The organism is Streptomyces sp. GbtcB6 (assembly GCF_019091475.1).
Classification (GTDB): Bacteria; Actinomycetota; Actinomycetes; order Streptomycetales; family Streptomycetaceae; genus Streptomyces; species Streptomyces hyaluromycini.
This window is the reverse complement of record NZ_JAGXJL010000001.1, coordinates 384,351-401,975: the sequence shown is the minus strand read 5'-3', so window position 1 is coordinate 401,975 and position 17,625 is coordinate 384,351. Positions and strand designations below refer to the sequence as shown.

Genomic DNA, 17,625 nt, shown 5'->3' with positions numbered 1-17,625 from the left:
GAAGGCGCCGGTCCGACGGCGGCCCGCGGGGGACGCGGCCACCACGGACCGGCGCTTTCGTCTGTGCACGCGCGCGCGTGCGGCTTTCTCGCGGCCACGCGCGCTTGCCGGTCCCGGAAAGGCTCAGCCCTTGCCGCTCACCCGCCCCTGCAGCAGCCGGGACAGAGCCGCGTGGACGTCGTCCAGGGAGCGCTCCGGCTGGAAGGACTTCCAGTCCAGCGCGGCCACCAGCACCATCCCGACCAGTGCGGCCGCCGTCAGCTGCACATCGATCTCGTCGCTGAACTCGCCGTTGTCCACGCCCTCGCGCAGTACGCCCTCGACGACCGCGACGGCCTGCTGCCGGACCACCATCAGCGTCGACTGCCAGGCCCGGTTGGTGCGCCACAGCTCCGCCACGTAGAGCTGTGTGAAGGCCGGGTAGCGGTCGATGAAGACGAGACCCGCGCGGACCATCGCGTCCAGGGCGTCGACCCGGCTGCCGCCCTCGCGCGCGGTCTGCTCGGCGGCGTCCCGCAGGGACGCGGTGAGCAGACCCACGCCGTGCCGCAGCAACTCCTCGAAGAGGACCGACTTGCTCGCGAAGTTGTAGTAGACGGTGCCCTTCGCGACGCCGGCCCGTTCGGCGATCTCGTCCACCGTGGTGGCCGAGAAGCCCTGCTCGGCGATGAGCGTGACGGCGGCCTCGTAGAGCTTCTGCCGGGTGGCCTCACGGCGTGTGCTGCCGCCCGTGGTGCTGCTGCTTTCCATGGTCCCGATTCTCACAGGAACGGCGGCCTCCGCGGGCACGGAAGAGGAGGTCATCGAGGCCTCACAGGCTCAGCTCGGGATGCAGGCGGTCCAGCGTCCACACCTGGCGGCGCCGGGCGGACACCGCGGTGAGCGCCAGGGCACCCGCCGTGAACGCCACCAGGACGGCACAGGCCTGCCACACCGGCCCCAGGCCGCCGCCCGTGATCAGCCGCCGCAGCGCCGCTACGACATAGCTCATCGGCAGGAACGGGTGGATCGCGTCGAAGAAGCCCGGGCTGGTCTGCACGGGATACGTGCCGCCCGCCGACGTCAGCTGGAGCATCAGCAGGGCGAGGACCAGGATCCGCCCCGCCGCCCCGAAGCGCGCGTTCAGCCACTGCACGATCGCCGCGAAGCAGGCCGTCACCAGGAAGAGGAAGCCGACCGTCCCGGCCGCGCGGACCATCTGGAGCCCGATCGCCCAGTGCAGTACGGCCATCAGGGCGGCCGTCTGCAGCACGCCGACCGCGACCACCGGCAGCCAGCCCGCCAGCGCGATCCGCCAGGCCGCCGAACCGGCCGCCAGGGCACGCCGGTTGAGCGGCTGGATCAGCATGTAGGCCACCATCGCGCCGACCCACAGGGAGAGCGGGATGAAGTACGGGGCGAACCCGGTGCCGTAGTTGGGCGCCTTGTGCAGGTCCTGCGAGGCGAGCTGGACCGGGTCGGACATGACCCCGGTGCGCCGGTCGCGGTCCTGCCTGTCGTAGTCGGGGATCTTCGCCGCGCCGTCGTGCAGGCCGCCGGCGAGCGTGCTGGAGCCGTCGGCGAGCTTGTACATCCCGCCGCTGAGGTCGTAGGCGCCGGTCTTCAGCTTGCCGATGCCGCTGTCGAGGCCGGTGGCGCCGGTGGTGGCCGTGCCGAGTCCGGTGTGCAGCCTCGCGGCGCCCGCGGCCACCCGGGCCGCGCCGTCGTTCAGCTTGTCGATCTTCTTGACGGCGTCGGCGACGTCCTCGGAGAGGTGCGGGGCGCGGTCGGCGAGGGCCTGCGCCTGGGTCTGGAGCGTGCCGAGGTTCGCGTCGAGCGTCTTCAGGTCGCCGTTCTGGTCGGCGATCAGCGTGTCGAGGTCGTCGGCGACGGCGGCCACGTCGTCGGCCGCGTCCCTGGCCTTCTTCAGGTCGGGGCAGACCGGGTCGGTCAGCAGCTTCGCCGAACAGCGCGCCGTGTAGACCTCGTCCAGCGTGCCGGCGGCCGCGTGGGCGGTCTTCGCGGCCGCCGGAGCGGTCTTCACCAGGACGCCCAGGTTGTCCCGGACGGTCCGCGCCGAGTCGGCCACCAACTGCGCCGTGTCACCGATGGTCTTCTCGTTCTTCGCCAGGTACGGGCCGACCTTGCCGTAGACCCCGTCGACCTGGTCCGCCAGGACCTGGGTGCCGTCCGCGACCTGCTGCGAGCCGTCCTCCAGCGTCGCCGCGCCCGCGTCCAGCTTCCTGATCCCCTTGGCGAGCTTCCCGCTGCCGGTCTTGGCGTCCTTCAGGCCGTCCGCGAGGTCCTTGGATCCCTTCTCGGCCTTCCCGATGCCACCGGTGAGCGTGTCGGCGCCCTCGGCGGCCTTCACGGTCTGCCCGTGGATGTCGGCGAACGAGATGAAGATCCGGTCCAGGAAGGACCGGGAGGCCTTGGTCGAGGCGGCCGAGCGCACCTCGTTGAAGACCGTGCGGGAGATTTGCCCGACGATGTAGTTGTTCGCGTCGTTCGTGCGCACCTGGAGCGCGCCGGTCTCCGGGGAGTCGCCCGCGCTGGAGGCGATGCGCGCGCTGAAGTCGGCGGGCATGGTCAGCGACAGGTAGTACGTGCCGTCCTCGACGCCCCGGCGCGCCTCGGCGGCGCTCACCTCGTGCCATTCGAAGGTCCTGCTGTCCTTCAGCCCGGCGACGATGTCGTCGCCCGCGGTGAGCCTCTTGCCGCTCGCCGTCGCTCCCCTGTCGTCGTTCACGAGCGCCACGGGCACGCGGTCGAGGCGGCCGTACGGATCCCAGAACGACCACAGGTACAGCGCGCCGTACAGCAGCGGCAGCACCAGCAGGGCCACCAGGGCGGCGCGTGGCAGCCTGCCCCGTCCGAAGCGCCTGAGCTCAAGCGCGGCCAGTCGCGGCGAGCGCATCGTCGGCCTCCTCCTCTTCCGAAGTCTCCGTTGCCCCGGTGCTCCCGGTGTGTACGACGACGGCCCCCGCCAGGGCCTCTCCGCACACCGCCACCACCGTCGTCCCGGACGCGGCGATCGACGCCAACAGCGCCTGTACGTCGGCACGTTCGGCCTGCGACAGCTTCAGGTCCGCGTCGTCCACGGCGAGCAGCCGGGGCTTCCCGACCATGGCCAGTGCCACGGACAGCCGCAGCGCCTCGATCCGCTCCAGGTCCCGTACGGCGGTGCGGGCGCCCTTGGGCAGCGACTCCAGGTCGAGCCCGACGGCGGCCAGGGCGTCGTCGATGCGCTGCTGTGCCCGCGCCCCGCGGTCCGCGCGGGGCCGCAGCAGCGCGCGCAGGGAGTCGCCGAACCGGCGTTGCAGCAGGGCCCGTTCGCGCAGGTGCTCGGCGACGGTCAGGGCGGGTTCGAGGTCGGTGACCCCGGCCACGTTGGCCACCGCGCTGAACCGCCGTACGGCCGCGAGCTGCCCCGGCAGCCGGGCCCCGCCGACGGTCGCGGTGCCCTCGGTGGTCTTCATCCGGCCGGTGAGCGCGAGCAGCAGACAGGTGCGGCCGGAGCCGGACGGCCCTTCCACCGCAATCAGCGCGCCGGGCCCGGCGTCCAGGGAGATCCCCTGGAACGCCCAGCCGCGCGGCCCCTTGAGCCCGAGGCTCTCGGCCGTGACAGGTACGCCGTGCACAGGTTCCCCCCTGTGGCGTTGTTTTTGAACTGACTGGTCAGTGCAAAAACTAACCCGAACTTTCGATCGAAGCAAAAGCCCAGGTCAGAACGGATTGTCAGTGCCATACCGCACGATGGGCACATACGGCACCCCGTGTGAGGGCGCCGTCACTCAGACGACAGGAGGTTCGTCATGGCCAACTCCTCAGCGGCCGCCGCCCACCGGCGCCGCGCCACCGGCCCTGCCCCCTCACTGACCGGCCCGGCGAGCGATGTGCACCCCGTGCTCCGCCGGGCCACGGCCCCGCCCGCCGCCCTCGACCTGCTCACCCAGGCCCGCGCCGCCCTCGACGAGGCCGAACTGCTCGACACCCCCAACGAGCGCTATGCGACCGCCCACCTGGCCGCCCTGCGCACCGCGGCCGCCGTGCTCGCCGCCCGCGCCCGCCCCGAGACCTCGCCCCGGCGCCGGGCCCGGATCCGCAGCGCCTGGGAGGTGCTCCCCGAGGTCGCGCCCGAGCTCACCGAGTGGAGCGCCCTCTTCGCCTCCGGCGCCGGCCGCCGGGCCCGCGCCGAGGCCGGCATCCAGGGCGCGGCGAACCGCCGGGACGCCGACGACCTGATACGCGACGTGGCGATGTTCCTCCGCATCGTCGAGCGGATGCTCGTCCTGCAGCCGGTGCTGCCACAGGCGCGCCGGGAGGACGGGGAGCGGCCGGCCGGCGCCCCGGGGAGGGAACTGCCCGACGCGGGATGACCGGGACGGAGGCCGCCGGCGCGAGATGACCGGGAAGGAAACCGCCCGGCGCGAGATGACCGGGCGCGGCGGCGGAGGCGATAGGGGGCGAGGCGGCGGAGGCAATAGGGTGGAGAGCGCCTGAAGCCTTCCCTCCTCCCGCACTCCGGGCCGGGGAGGCACCGAGTTCGCGCCGCCGGGCAACAGGCGGTGCCGCGCCGAGGAGTCAACTGCCGTGCCGGACCCCACTCGACCCCGCGCCTCTCTCCGTACCGCCGTGGTCTGGGAGGTCCTCCAGGACGCCCTCGACCGCCGGGTCAAGGCCACCGGCCGGGACGCGCTGGACGTCCTGGACACCGGTGGCGGCAGCGGCAACTTCGCCGTCCCCCTGGCCCGTCTCGGCCACCGCGTCACCGTCGTCGACCCCAGCCCGAACGCGCTGTTCGCGCTGGAGCGCCGCGCCGCCGAGGCCGGCGTGGCCGACCGGGTCAAGGGCGTCCAGGGCGACGTCCTCGGCCTGTTCGACGTGGTCGAGCGCGGCGGCCACGACGTGGTGCTGTGCCACGGCGTCCTGGAGTACGTCGACGACCCGGCCGAGGGCGTGCGCAACACGGTGGCCGCGCTGCGCTCCGAGGGTGTCCTCAGCCTGCTCGCCGCCGGGGTCGGCGGGGCCGTGGTCGCCCGCGCCCTCGCCGGTCACTTCAAGGAGGCCAAGCAGGCCCTGGAGGACCCCGACGGCCGCTGGGGCGGCGGCGACCCGATGCCCCGCCGCTTCACCGCCGACCAGCTCACCGCCCTGGTCGAGGGCGCGGGCCTGGCCGTCGCCGCGGTGCACGGCGTGCGGGTCTTCGCCGACCTGGTCCCCGGAGTCCTGGTGGACACCGAGCCCGGCGCCCTCGACGCCCTGCTCAAGCTGGAGGCCGCCGCGGCCGAACTCCCCGCCTTCCACGCCGTCGCCACCCAACTGCATGTGCTCGGCGAGACACCGGGTGCCGCCGAGGTCTGAGAGCCTCCTGAGACGAGCCCGCTGATCAGGGGCTCGGCAGCGGATGGAGTACGCCACAGGCCCCCCGATCGAGGGGTTTGCGCCGTATGATCGAGGGAGATCGCCCGGCATGACGGGTCGGCTGCTGGGGAATGGAAGCCTCAGCGAGCCAGAACCGTCATGGCGGTTTCCGGTTGGCCAATTGGCCTAGAGGGGCGGGTTTCACGGGGGCGATTCCCTGCCTATCCTGAAGGGACCCCCCGGGTCGCCCCGGCGACTGCACGATGAGGAGGACGCCGTGCCGCTCTCGGAGCACGAGCAGCGAATGCTTGAGCAGATGGAGCGAGCGCTGTACGCCGAAGACCCCAAGTTCGCGACAGCGCTTGAGGGAAACGGGCTGCGGACGTTCACCCGGCGACGGGTCTACCAGGCGGTCGCAGGCTTCCTCGTGGGTATCGCGCTCCTCATCGCCGGAATGGTCACCCTGCAGATCTGGGTCAGCGTGGTGGGCTTCCTCGTCATGCTGGGCTGCGCGGTCCTCGCCGTCACCGGCTGGCGCAAGGCCCCCAAGCCCGGCGAGCAGCCCGCGGGAGGCCCGCAGGCCCGCCGCCAGGGCCGGCCGAAGCGCTCCATGATGGACCGCATCGAGGAGCGCTGGCAGCGCCGACGCGACGAACAGGGCCACTGACGGCTTCGCCGGAGAGGCCGACAGGCCGAACAGAGCGTGACTGAGGGGTGACCGTCACTGGATGGTCACCCCTCAGGCGTTGCCGGGCGCTGCGCAGTCGGCCGGAGCCGTGACCTTGCTGCGGGCCGTGCGTCACTGCGGGTGCGTGGGGGCTGGTCGCGCAGTTCCCCGCGCCCCTTTCGGGGCGCTTCCCAGCCGTGCCTCATATAGCCGCGGGCAGTCGTGCCGCTGGGGCGGCACGGGTGGGCGCGGGCGGCACCCGGCAAGCGCCGGTAAGCGCCCCCCCGCGCCCGCCCCCGTCAGCTCTGCTGCTCCGTCGGCTTCCGCAGGGTCGGCCGGGCCGCCGCCATCCGCTCCCGCAGCCGGGCCCGCCCCGCCGACGCCGCCCACACCAGGCGCACGGCCGACCGCGGAGCGAACAGCGCCCGCAGCCGCGAGGGGACACCGACCGTGCCGTTGAACGCGGCCGTCACCCTGCGGACGTCGTCCGCGAGGCCCGCCGTCGGCCGCGGCTGCGGCGCGTACAGCACCTGTTCGACCGCGTCCGCCACCCGGTGCACCGAGGCCCCGGCGACCGGATCCAGACCGCCGAGCCGGACGATCCGGGCGGCCGCGTTGCGCGGGGTCTGCGAGTCGTCCGGCAGGATGCCGAAGTCCCAGGCGGTGTCGGTCAGTTCCAGCCAGACCGCCAGCGTGTGCGCCGCCACGCCGGCGGGCGTGCGGTCGTAGGCCCCGAGCCGGCGGGCACGTACCTGCTGCCGGTACAGCATCGGCGACAGCGGCAGCGCCACCACGACGAGGCCGCCGAGCGCCCCCAGGGCCAGCTGCCACCACGGCGGCCCGCCGTCGCCGCTCTGCACCGCGGCCGCCGCGGACGGGCTGGCGCAGGCGTCCTGCCTGCGCAGCTGCGGCGGGCAGCTCTCGCTCTGCGAGGCCGACGCCGACGGCGCCGTCGAGGCGCCCTTGGAGGGCAGGGTCTCGTCCGGCACGGAGGAGCCGGGCGTGTCCGACACCGTGTACGAGGGCGTCGTGCCCCGGGTCGGGGTCGGCTCGAAGCGGGTCCAGCCCACGCCCTCGAAGTACAGCTCCGGCCAGGCGTGCGCGTCCTTCAGGCCCACCGACACGGTGCCGTCGGCCTGCGGGGTGCCCGGCGCGAAGCCCACCGCGACCCGGGCCGGGATGCCCAACGTCCGGGCCATCGCGGCCATCGCGAAGGAGAAGTGCACGCAGAAACCGCGCTTCTGCTTCAGGAAGTTCGCGATCGCGCCCTCGCCCCGGCCGACCTCCACCTGGGTGTCGTACTGGAAGCCGCCCGTCACCGCGAAGTAGTCCTGGAGCTTGACCGCCTCCTCGTAGTGGTTCGTCGAGCCGGCGGTGACCTCCTTCGCCGTCTGCGCCACCACCGACGGCAGCGAGGAGGGCACCTTGGTGTAGTCCTTCTTCATGGCCGCCGTCGGGTCCGGCGCCGCGGCCAGCTGCTCCGCCGTCGGCTGCACGTCCAGGCTGGTGACCTGGTAGGTCTCACCGCGCGTGTTCTGCCCGTGGTCGCCGACGAGGGTCATCCCGACGGGCTCGTAGCGCCAGGTGCCGGCCACCTTCACCCCGCTCGGCGGGTACGGCATCGGCAGCCAGTCCTGGGCGTACCAGTCGGCGGCCGAGATCGTCGACTTCACCGTCGTCCGCCGGACGTCGCCGCTCAGTCCGGCCGGGGTCGGGAACGTGCTCGGCACGGAGGTGATGTGCCGCTGGGCCGGCTTCCAGGTGGTGCCGTCGAAGTCGTCCAGGGAGACGATCCGCAGATACAGGTCCGAGACGTCGTCGCTGCTGGTCCGCACGGACAGCACCTGGCGGTCCTCGTCCACGTTGAGGCTGTCCCGCAGCGACACCAGCGGGTTGACCGCGGAGATCGTGCCGCCGTTCCCGTTGCCCACGCCGACACCGGCCCCGGCGCCGTCCAGCAGACCGCCCTGGATCGAGGGCATCACGAAGGGCACGAACAGCGCGACGCTCAGCACGGCGAAGCCGATCCGGCGCCCGGTGCGCACCGGGGCCACCGCGCCGCTCTCCTGGGCGCCCGGCGTGCGCGCGGCCCCGCCGAACACCCGGCCCCACTGCGACAGCCGGTCCCGGCCCTCGGCGAGCAGCAGCATCAGATAGCCGGCCGCCGCCACCAGGAACCACAGCCAGTCGCTCGGCCCGTCGGACAGGCCCGCCGCCACCGAGTACAGCGCGAGCAGCGGCAGTCCGGCCGGGGCCGCGCTGCGGAAGGTCACCGCGAGGGTGTCCACGACCAGCCCGACGACCAGCACCCCGCCGATGACCATCAGCCGGATGCCGGGCGTCAGCGGCGCGGGTATCGCATACCGGCTGACGTCGTCCGAGCCCTGCTGGAGCAGGTCGCCGAAGTACCGGAAGGTGTCCGGGCCGGGGACCAGCCCGGCGATCGCGTGCCCCCGGGCGAAGACCACGGTCAGCATCAGCAGCGTGGCCAGGGCCTGCGCGGCCACGGTCAGCGGCCGGGCCAGCGGCACCCGCCGGGCGGCCGCGCCCACGCCCGTCTGGACCGCCACCAGGAACGCGGCCTGGAACAGCCAGGTCATCGGGGAGACCAGCGGCAGCAGGGCACAGGACGCCATCAGCGTCGCCGCCGCCGCGGTGAGGGCCAGCCGGGCCCGTCCGCTCATCACCGGGCCTCCCCGCTCAGCGCGGCCAGCCCGGTGCGCTCCCGGTCGGCCTGCCGCCACAGCTCGGCCAGTGGGGCGGCACGCGGCACGCTGACGGCCGTCCAGCCGGCCTCGCGCAGCATCCGCAGCCGCTCCTCGTGCGCGTTGCCGGGGGCGGGCACGTCGCTCGGCTCCCGGACCCAGGTGTCCGGGTCCAGCACGAAGGCGACGGCGCCGCCGCTGCGCTGGCGCATCTTCGCGACCACCGTCGCCTGCTCCTCGTCGAGGTCGCCGAGGAAGGCCACCAGCAGCCCCTCGTTCCCGCCGCGCAGTACGTCGTAGGCCCGGGACAGGCCCGTGCCGTCCGAGTGGTCGATCACGGCCAGGGTGTCCATCATCAGCCCGGCCGCCTCCGCCGACTCGTGGCCGGAGCCCGCGAAGCCGTCGGCGCCCTCGCCCGGCACCGAGCTGCCGGTGTCCGTCAACAGCCGGACCGAGAAGCCGCGTTCGAGCATGTGGACCAGGACCGAGGCGGCACCGGACACCGCCCACTCGAACGCCGAGTCGGGGCCCGCGCCTTCGTAGGCGCCGCCCCGGGTGTCCAGCAGGACCGTGCAGCGGGCGCGCTGCGGCTGCTCCTCGCGGCGCACCATCAGCTCGCCGTAGCGGGCGGTGGAGCGCCAGTGCACCCGGCGCAGGTCGTCGCCGTAGCGGTAGCCGCGCGGGATCACGTCGTCCTCGCCGGCCAGGGCCAGTGAGCGTTGCCGCCCGTCGCCGTACCCCTTCGCCTCGCCGCTGAGCCGGATCGGCGGCAGCGGCTCCACCTTCGGGATGACGGTGAGGGTGTCGAACGTCGAGAAGGAACGGGTCAGTTCGCACATGCCGAACGGGTCGGTCAGGCGCAGCTGGAGCGGGCCCAGCGGATAGCGGCCGCGCAGGTCCGAGCGGACGCGGTAGGACACCTCGCGGCGGCCGCCCGGCTCCACCCGGTCCAGGACGAAGCGCGGGCGCGGCCCGAGGACGTAGGGCACCCGGTCCTGGAGCATCAGCAGACCGGTGGGCAGCCGCGAGACGTTGTCCATCCGCAGATGGACCCGGGCCTCGCTGCCGGCCGGCACCCGCGCGGGGGAGAGCCGGCGGCTGCCGGCCACCCGGTAGCGGGTGCGGTAGAGCACGGCGGCGCAGATCAGCGGCAGCACGGCGAGGAGCAGCCCGACCCGGCGCAGATCGGCCTGGCCGAGTATGTACGCGCAGATCACCGCCGCGATGCCGGCCGCGAGGAAGGAGCGGCCACGGGTGGTCAGCCCGCCCAGGGCCGTGCGGATCCCGCCCGTCTCCTCGCGGTCGGCCTCCGCCGGGGCGCCCATCACAGACTCCGCGGGGGCTGCTGGGGATACGCCGGCACACCCCGGCCCAGACCGCCGAAGCCCGCCTGCTGCTGGGGCGCCGAGGGCACCGGGGTCGACTGCAGGATCTCCTGGACGACCTGCTCCGCGGTGCGCCGGTTGAGCTGGGCCTGGGCGGTGGGCAGCAGCCGGTGGGCCAGCACCGCGACGGCGAGCGCCTGTACGTCGTCCGGCAGCGCGTACTCCCGGCCGCTCAGGGCCGCGGACGCCTTCGCCGCGCGCAGCAGGTGCAGCGTGGCGCGCGGGGAGGCGCCGAGTCTGAGGTCGGGGTGGCTGCGGGTCGCGGACACCAGGTCGACCGCGTACCGCCGGACCGGCTCGGCGACGTGGACCCCGCGCACGGCCTCGATCAGCTTCACGACGTCATGGGCGTGCGCCACCGGCTGGAGGTCGTCCAGCGGGTTGACCGAGCCGTGGATGTCGAGCATCTGCAACTCGGCCTCCACGCTGGGGTAGCCGACCGAGACGCGGGCCATGAAGCGGTCGCGCTGGGCCTCGGGCAGCGGGTAGGTGCCCTCCATCTCGACCGGGTTCTGGGTGGCCACCACCATGAACGGGCTGGGCAGTTCGTAGGTCTGCCCGTCGATGGTGACCTGGCGCTCCTCCATCGACTCCAGCAGTGCGGACTGGGTCTTCGGCGACGCGCGGTTGATCTCGTCGCCGATCACGATCTGGGCGAAGATGGCGCCCGGTTTGAACTCGAAGTCCCGGCGCTGCTGGTCCCAGATGGACACGCCGGTGATGTCCGACGGCAGCAGGTCGGGCGTGAACTGGATACGCCGCACCGTGCAGTCGATGGACCGTGCCAAAGCCTTCGCCAGCATCGTCTTGCCCACGCCCGGGACATCCTCGATCAGAAGATGTCCCTCGGCGAGCAGCACGGTCAGCGAAAGCCGTACGACCTCGGGCTTGCCCTCGATCACACCCTCCACCGAACTGCGGACCCGCTCCACAGTGGCGGTCAGATCAGTGAGGCTCGCTCGATCGTCATAGGTCGTCACCCGGCCCTCCTCGGCCCGTTATTGCTCGGGCCGGCGCTCCGTCTGGCAAAACCGGCCCACCCCGAATCACGGACACCACGCGTGAATGGTTCCGCGCGACGTCTCACACCGCATTCTTGCTGCCGTTACCGATTCGTGTCACTCGCCTGTGGACAACTGCCCGCACTATGTCGGTCTTACGGGCTTTCGGCCGCCTATTCGACAGCGGGCTGACAGCTTACGGCGGCCGTGTTCCGGGGCGCGCGGTCTGCTCGGCGGGCCGAGGGGACCGGATCGGCGCGCGGCGACGCGGTCCGCCGGACGCGTGGCGAGGCGGCCGGGCCCGGGGACGGCGGCCGGTGTGCCCGGCTGCCGGCGGTGTCGAATCCGCGGCGGGCAGCCGGGCCGGGAGCCGGTCAGGCCGGGTCGACCTCGCGGAGGAGGCCGGTGCGGACGTCGAAGACGAAGCCGCGTACGTCATCGGTGTGCAGCAGGAACGGCGAGGTGCGCACCCGCTGCATGGACTGCCGTACGTCCTGGTCGACGTCCCGGAAGGACTCCACCGCCCAGGCCGGGCGCTGGCCGACCTCCATCTCCAGCTCGGTGCGGAAGTCCTCCGTGAGGGCCTCCAGACCGCAGCCGGTGTGGTGGATCAGCACGATGCTGCGGGTGCCGAGCTTGCGCTGGCTGATGGTGAGCGAGCGGATCACGTCGTCGGTGACCACGCCGCCGGCGTTGCGGATGGTGTGGCAGTCACCGAGCTCCAGGCCGAGCGCGGCGTGCAGGTCGAGGCGGGCGTCCATGCAGGCCACCACGGCCACGTGCAGTACGGGCCGGGCGTCCATGCCGGGGTCGGTGAAGGCACCCGCGTAGGTCCGGTTGGCGTCGACCAGGCGATCCGTCACGGTGCCGCCGGTGGTTATGGCGCCTTCAGATCCAGTGGGAGCTGCTGCGGAAGTCGTCATAGTCATGACGGTACTGGTCACCCCTGGTCACGGCCTGCTGTGAGAGGGGACAAAGAACGTCATCGTGGCTTGTTGTGAGCTAACCCACACGGAGGGCAAACCGGGGCCGCCCGGGTGATTCCCGATGAATCCCACCCCGGCCGGGACGCCGTACGCGCCGCGCAGGCCGGTTGATTGACCGCGCGACACGGTGGACTAAAGTGACGCGAAGCGGGAGGCGAGGCTCTCCCCGCTGGTGAAATCCCCTGGAGACCCCGGCACGGCGCCCGGGCCGTCTCCCCACGTGCGCGGCGCGCGTACCGAGCGGGCGGGGACCCGGCGGTGCGTCCCCCGTGCCGGACCTGAGAGGCCCCCTTGAGCCAGAGTCGACACGTTCCGGTGATGCTCCAGCGGTGCCTGGATCTGCTGGCACCCGCCCTGGAGCGGCCGGGCAGCGTGGTCGTCGACTGCACCCTCGGCCTCGGCGGCCACAGCGAGGCACTGCTGACCCGCTTCCCCGAGGCCCGCCTGGTAGCCCTGGACCGCGACAAGGAGGCCCTGCGCCTGTCCGGCGAGCGGCTCGCCCCCTTCGGCGAGCGCGCCACCCTGGTGCACGCCGTCTACGACGAACTGCCCGACGTACTCGAACGCCTCGGCATCGCGCGCGTGCAGGGCGTGCTGTTCGACCTCGGCGTCTCCTCCATGCAACTCGACGAGGCCGGCCGCGGCTTCGCCTACGCCCAGGACGCCCCCCTGGACATGCGCATGGACCAGACGACCGGCATCAGCGCCGCCGAGGTCCTCAACACCTACCCGGCCGGCGACCTCGTCCGGATCCTCTTCGCGTACGGCGAGGAGAAGCAGGCCAAGCGGATCGTCTCGGCGATCGTCCGGGAGCGCGAGAAGGAGCCGTTCAGCAACAGCGCCCGGCTCGTCGAGCTGATCCGGGACTCGCTGCCACAGGCCGCCAAGCGCACCGGCGGCAACCCGGCCAAGCGCACCTTCCAGGCGCTGCGCATCGAGGTCAACGGCGAACTGGCCGTCCTGGAAAGGGCGATCCCGGCCGCCGTGAAGGCCCTCGCGGTCGGCGGCCGGATCGCCGTACTGTCGTACCACTCGCTCGAAGACCGCCTCGTCAAGCAGGTGTTCGCGGCCGGCGCCGCCACCACCGCGCCGCCCGGGCTGCCGGTCGTGCCCGAGCAGTACCAGCCCCGGCTCAAGCTGCTCACGCGCGGTGCCGAACTTCCCACCGAGGAAGAGGTCGCCGAGAACCGCCGGGCCGCGCCGGCGCGTCTTCGGGGAGCCCAGCGCATCAGGGAGGAAGCCGAGTGAGCGAGCGGGGTTTCCGGACCCACCGGAGGACACGTGAGTAGGAAACCCGAGCTGCGAGGGCGGGCGGCCCGGCTCGCCCGGCTCTTTCCGGCCGGCCGTGCCAACCAGGCCGCCCGCACCCCGTTCGTCCTGCTCGTCGTCCTGCTCCTCAGCGGCGGCCTGATCGGCCTGCTGGTGCTGAACTCGGCGCTCAGCGAGGGCTCGTTCAAACTCGACGACCTGCAGAAGCGGACCAAGAACCTCACGGACGAGGAACAGGCCCTGCAACGGGACATCGACGCCTACTCCGCCCCCGACGCCCTCCAGCGCCGCGCCCGCGAGCTCGGCATGGTCCCCGGCGGCGACCCGGCCTTCCTCGACCCGGACGGCACCGTCAGGGGCGTCCCCGGCCCGGCCGCCCTCCGGCAGACCACCGTGCCCCTCGCCCCCGAGGCCATCGGCACGCCGTCCGCCGCCGTGCCCACCCCGACGCCCACCGGCTCCGTGCCGGTGACGGCACCCGCGCCGACGCCCACCCCGACGCCGACCCCGAGCCTCACGCCCGTGACATCCCCGACCACGACCCCCGGCAGGTGACGGAAGTGCCAGACACTTCTGGAGAAAGGCAACCGCCGCGCCGCCGTGTGCCCGGCCCCGCCAAGCCGCCCCGCCCCCGGGACCCCAGGGGTACCGTCCGGAGCCGGTCCGGCCCCGGTCCCGGCGCCCGCCCGGTCCGCCGCCCGAGCGGCCCGCGCCCCCCGGCCGCACCCCCCCTGCGCCTCGGCAGCCCCCGTCCCCGGCTGCGCATGGTCGGCCTCGCCCTGACCCTGGTGCTGATGGTCTTCGTCGGACGCCTGCTCCAGGTCCAGGCCGTCGACGCCAGCGCGTACGCGGCGAAGGCCGAGCAGAACCGGTATGTCGTGCACACCCTGGCCGCCGAGCGCGGCGGGATCACCGACCGCAACGGCGTGGCGCTGGCGATCAGCGAGGACGCGTACGACATCACCGCCGACCCCACGATGTTCACCAGCAAGCAGCTCAGGGTGGACGACGGGCCCGAGCAGGCCGCCGCGCTGCTCGCCCCGATACTCGGCAAGAACCAGGCCGACCTGCTCAAGCTGCTGCGGCCGAAGAACAAGGAGCTGCGCTACGTCCGGCTCGCGACCCGGCAGACCCCGCAGGTCTGGAAGCAGATCAAGGACCTGAAGGCCGCGCTCACCGCCAAGGCCGGGACCGACACCAACACCGTCAACGTGCTGGCCGGCGTCTTCGCCGACCCGAGCAGCCAGCGCGTGTACCCGAACGGCGACCTGGCCGCCGGGATACTGGGTTGGGTCAACGCCGAGGGCAAGGGCGGCGGCGGCATCGAGCAGCAGCTCGACAAGGAGCTGACCGGCAAGGACGGCAAGATCCGCTACGCCCAGTCCGGCGGCCGCGAGGTGCCCACCGCGGGTTCCACCGAGACCCCGGCCGTGGCCGGCTCCGACGTCGAGCTGACCATCGACCGCGACATCCAGTGGGCCGCGCAGAACGCCATCACCGAGCAGGTCAAGAAGTCCAAGGCGGACCGCGGCTATGTGGTCGTCCAGGACACCAGGACCGGTCAGATCCTGGCCATGGCCAACTCGCCCGGCTTCGACCCGAACGACCTGTCGACGGCCGACTCGGCCGACATGGGCAACGCGGCCCTCCAGGACGCCTACGAGCCCGGCTCCACGGCCAAGGTGATGTCGATGGCGGCCGTCCTGGAGCAGAACGCCGCCACCCCGCTCACGCACGTGGTGGTGCCCAACCGGCTGCACCGCGGCGACCGGCTCTTCAAGGACGACGTCGACCACGCGACCTGGTACCTCACGCTCAACGGCGTGCTCGCCAAGTCCAGCAACATCGGCACCATCCTCGCCGCCGGCCAGCTCGGCAAGACCCAGGAACAGGCCAACCAGGTCCTCTACTCGTACCTGCGCAAGTTCGGCATCGGCAGCTACTCCGGGCTCGGCTTCCCCGGCGAGACCAAGGGCATCCTGGCCTCGCCGGACAAGTGGTCGACGTCGCAGCAGTACACGATTCCTTTCGGCCAGGGCTTCTCCATCAACGCCATGCAGGCGGCCTCCGTCTACTCGACCATCGCCAACGGCGGGGTCCGCGTCGACCCGACCCTGGTACGCGGCACCAAGGGCGCCGACGGCCGCTACACCCCGGCCGCCCAGCCCGAGAAGACCCGCGTGATCAGTGCGCAGACGGCCGGGACGCTCGCCGAGATGCTGGAGTCCGTCGTGGACGACGAGCAGGGCACCGGCGCCAAGGCGGCCATCCCCGGCTACAACGTCGCCGGCAAGACCGGTACCGCCAACCGAGTGGATCCGGCCACCGGCAGGTACCGCGGCTACACCTCGTCGTTCGCCGGGTTCGCTCCCGCCGACAAGCCCCGCATCACCGTCTACTGCGCCATCCAGAACGCCACCGCCGGAAGCTACTTCGGCGGCCAGATCTGCGGCCCGATCTACAAGCAGGTGATGGAGTTCGCCCTCAAGACCCTCCAGGTCCCGCCGACCGGCGCCAAGGCGGCCGACCTGCCCGTCGACTACAAGCCCTGATCAGCACCTCAGCACTTCGCACAGACCACCAGGAACGAGCTCGTGACAACGATCACCCCCGATCCCGGGAACCACGGGACCCCGCGCCCCTCGCTTCGCTCCGGAGCGGGTGCGCCCGGTACGCTCACCGCCGTGCCACACGCTGATCACTCCCAAACCACCCAGAAGGGCGCTTCCGTGACACATCCGGGGCCGCCCAGGCCGGTTCGGACCTCCGCCACACCCCTCGCGGAACTCGCCGGCCAGCTGGGTGCCGCCGAACCGGACAGCAGCGCCGAGGTCACGGGCATCACCCATGACTCGCGCGCGGTCCGCCCCGGCGACCTGTACGCCGCCCTGCCGGGCGCCCGGCTGCACGGTGCCGACTTCGTCGCCCAGGCCGCCGGCCTCGGCGCGGTCGCCGTACTGACCGACCCGACGGGCGCCGAGCGCGCCGCCGCCACCGGCCTGCCGGTCCTGGTCGTCGACGACCCCCGCGCGCGGATGGGCGAACTCGCGGCCACCATCTACGGCCGTCCCGGCGGCGACCTGCTCCAGATCGGCATCACCGGCACATCCGGGAAGACCACCACGGCGTACCTGGTCGAGGGCGGTCTGAAGACCACGCGCAGCACCGGCCTGATCGGCACGGTCGAGACGCGCATCGGCGACGAGCGCATCAAGTCCGAGCGCACCACCCCCGAGGCCACCGACCTCCAGGCCCTCTTCGCCGTGATGCGCGAGCGCGGGGTCGAGGCGGTCGCCATGGAGGTCTCCAGCCACGCCCTGGTCCTCGGCCGGGTCGACGGCTGCGTCTTCGACATCGCCGTCTTCACCAACCTCAGCCCGGAACACATGGAGTTCCACTCCGACATGGAGGACTACTACCGGGCCAAGGCACAGCTGTTCACCCCGGAACGCAGCAGACGGGGAGTGGTCAACGTCGACGACGAGTACGGCCGCCGGCTCGCGGGGGAGGCCTCCGTCCCGGTCGTCACCTACTCCGCCGAGGGCCACCCGGACGCCGACTGGCGGGCCACCGACGTCCACATCGGCCCGATGGACTCGACGTTCACCGTCACCGGGCCCGAGGGCGTCCGGATCGCCGCCAAGTCGCCGCTGCCGGGCCCCTTCAACGTGGCGAACACCCTCGCCGCGATCGTCTCCCTCGCCGCCGCCGGGCTCGACCCGCAGACCGCCGCCGACGGCATCGCCGCCGTGCCGGGCGTCCCGGGCCGCCTGGAGCGCGTGGACGCCGGACAGCCCTACCTCGCGGTCGTCGACTACGCCCACAAGACGGACGCCGTCGAGTCGGTCCTCAGGGCGCTTCGCAAGGTCACCAAGGGCCGGCTGCTCGTCGTCCTCGGCTGCGGCGGCGACCGCGACCGGACCAAGCGCGCCCCGATGGGCGCCGCCGCGGCCCGGCTCGCCGACACGGCCGTACTGACCTCCGACAACCCCCGCTCCGAGGACCCCCTCGCGATCCTCGCGACCATGCTCGAAGGCGCGGCGTCGGTGCCCGCCCACGAGCGCGGCGAGGTGCTCCTCTTCGAGGACCGGGCCGCCGCGATCGAAGCGGCCGTCGCCCGCGCGCACCCCGGCGACACCGTGCTGGTCGCCGGCAAGGGCCACGAGCAGGGCCAGGACATCGCCGGCGTGATCCGTCCCTTCGACGACCGTCAGGTCCTCCGCGAAGCCATCCAGAAAACCCAGGGATGAAAATCCAGAAGACCCAGGG

14 protein-coding genes are annotated in these 17,625 nt (G+C 72.9%); 7 read left to right on the top strand and 7 right to left on the bottom strand.

Going from position 1 to position 17,625, the window contains the following annotated elements:
- Window positions 1-123 precede the first annotated feature (123 nt).
- The 3 genes from KVT45_RS01825 to KVT45_RS01815 form a co-directional block, all read right to left on the bottom strand.
- Window positions 124-750 carry a TetR/AcrR family transcriptional regulator gene (locus KVT45_RS01825; RefSeq protein WP_217544588.1) on the bottom strand — a complete coding sequence of 209 codons (627 nt, stop codon included), beginning with the start codon at window positions 748-750 and terminating at the stop codon, window positions 124-126.
- 61 nt (window positions 751-811) lie between these two features.
- A complete protein-coding gene (locus KVT45_RS01820; RefSeq protein WP_217544586.1) occupies window positions 812-2,896 on the bottom strand; it encodes a YhgE/Pip domain-containing protein in 2,085 nt (694 codons plus the stop codon).
- Window positions 2,868-3,620: an ATP-binding cassette domain-containing protein gene (locus KVT45_RS01815; protein ID WP_217544584.1), complete on the bottom strand. Its 753-nt coding sequence runs from the start codon at window positions 3,618-3,620 to the stop codon at window positions 2,868-2,870. The genes KVT45_RS01820 and KVT45_RS01815 overlap by 29 nt, the downstream gene beginning before the upstream one ends.
- 174 nt (window positions 3,621-3,794) lie before the next feature.
- Between KVT45_RS01815 and KVT45_RS01810 the strand changes: the two genes are divergently transcribed.
- From KVT45_RS01810 to KVT45_RS01800, 3 genes are all read left to right on the top strand, one after another.
- On the top strand, window positions 3,795-4,358 hold the full coding sequence (locus KVT45_RS01810) for an SAV_6107 family HEPN domain-containing protein (protein ID WP_217544582.1): 564 nt from the start codon (window positions 3,795-3,797) through the stop codon (window positions 4,356-4,358).
- A gap of 214 nt (window positions 4,359-4,572) precedes the next feature.
- Entirely contained in the window at window positions 4,573-5,343 is a 771-nt protein-coding gene (locus tag KVT45_RS01805; protein WP_217544580.1) for a bifunctional 2-polyprenyl-6-hydroxyphenol methylase/3-demethylubiquinol 3-O-methyltransferase UbiG, read from the top strand.
- Between the two features lie 277 nt (window positions 5,344-5,620).
- Window positions 5,621-6,010, top strand: coding sequence for a DUF3040 domain-containing protein (locus KVT45_RS01800; RefSeq protein ID WP_217544579.1), 390 nt, complete (start codon window positions 5,621-5,623; stop codon window positions 6,008-6,010).
- Between the two features lie 299 nt (window positions 6,011-6,309).
- Here KVT45_RS01800 and KVT45_RS01795 read toward each other — a convergent pair whose 3' ends face one another.
- The 4 genes from KVT45_RS01795 to KVT45_RS01780 form a co-directional block, all read right to left on the bottom strand.
- Entirely contained in the window at window positions 6,310-8,694 is a 2,385-nt protein-coding gene (locus KVT45_RS01795; protein ID WP_217544577.1) for a DUF3488 and transglutaminase-like domain-containing protein, read from the bottom strand.
- Entirely contained in the window at window positions 8,694-10,040 is a 1,347-nt protein-coding gene (locus KVT45_RS01790) for a DUF58 domain-containing protein (protein WP_217544575.1), read from the bottom strand. Before KVT45_RS01790 ends, KVT45_RS01795 begins: the two co-directional genes overlap by 1 nt.
- Entirely contained in the window at window positions 10,040-11,080 is a 1,041-nt protein-coding gene (locus KVT45_RS01785; RefSeq protein ID WP_217544574.1) for a MoxR family ATPase, read from the bottom strand. Before KVT45_RS01785 ends, KVT45_RS01790 begins: the two co-directional genes overlap by 1 nt.
- Before the next feature lie 395 nt (window positions 11,081-11,475).
- On the bottom strand, window positions 11,476-12,024 hold the full coding sequence (locus tag KVT45_RS01780) for a carbonic anhydrase (RefSeq protein WP_217544572.1): 549 nt from the start codon (window positions 12,022-12,024) through the stop codon (window positions 11,476-11,478).
- Window positions 12,025-12,378: 354 nt separating this feature from the next.
- Between KVT45_RS01780 and rsmH the strand changes: the two genes are divergently transcribed.
- From rsmH to KVT45_RS01760, 4 genes are all read left to right on the top strand, one after another.
- Window positions 12,379-13,335 (top strand): 16S rRNA (cytosine(1402)-N(4))-methyltransferase RsmH, encoded by a 957-nt coding sequence (rsmH, locus tag KVT45_RS01775; RefSeq protein WP_089101089.1) that lies wholly within the window; start codon window positions 12,379-12,381, stop codon window positions 13,333-13,335.
- 33 nt (window positions 13,336-13,368) lie between these two features.
- Window positions 13,369-13,911 carry a septum formation initiator family protein gene (locus KVT45_RS01770; RefSeq protein WP_217544570.1) on the top strand — a complete coding sequence of 181 codons (543 nt, stop codon included), beginning with the start codon at window positions 13,369-13,371 and terminating at the stop codon, window positions 13,909-13,911.
- 5 nt (window positions 13,912-13,916) lie between these two features.
- Entirely contained in the window at window positions 13,917-15,908 is a 1,992-nt protein-coding gene (locus KVT45_RS01765) for a penicillin-binding protein 2 (RefSeq protein WP_308310614.1), read from the top strand.
- Window positions 15,909-16,085: 177 nt separating this feature from the next.
- Entirely contained in the window at window positions 16,086-17,606 is a 1,521-nt protein-coding gene (locus tag KVT45_RS01760) for a UDP-N-acetylmuramoyl-L-alanyl-D-glutamate--2,6-diaminopimelate ligase (RefSeq protein WP_217544566.1), read from the top strand.
- Window positions 17,607-17,625 lie beyond the last annotated feature (19 nt).

Coding starts and splice junctions, on each gene's coding strand:
- KVT45_RS01825 (WP_217544588.1), bottom strand. CDS start 750: ATGGAAAGCAGCAGCACCACGGGCGGCAGCACACGCCGTGAGGCCACC.
- KVT45_RS01820 (WP_217544586.1), bottom strand. CDS start 2,896: ATGCGCTCGCCGCGACTGGCCGCGCTTGAGCTCAGGCGCTTCGGACGG.
- KVT45_RS01810 (WP_217544582.1), top strand. CDS start 3,795: ATGGCCAACTCCTCAGCGGCCGCCGCCCACCGGCGCCGCGCCACCGGC.
- KVT45_RS01795 (WP_217544577.1), bottom strand. CDS start 8,694: ATGAGCGGACGGGCCCGGCTGGCCCTCACCGCGGCGGCGGCGACGCTG.
- KVT45_RS01790 (WP_217544575.1), bottom strand. CDS start 10,040: ATGGGCGCCCCGGCGGAGGCCGACCGCGAGGAGACGGGCGGGATCCGC.
- KVT45_RS01780 (WP_217544572.1), bottom strand. CDS start 12,024: ATGACGACTTCCGCAGCAGCTCCCACTGGATCTGAAGGCGCCATAACC.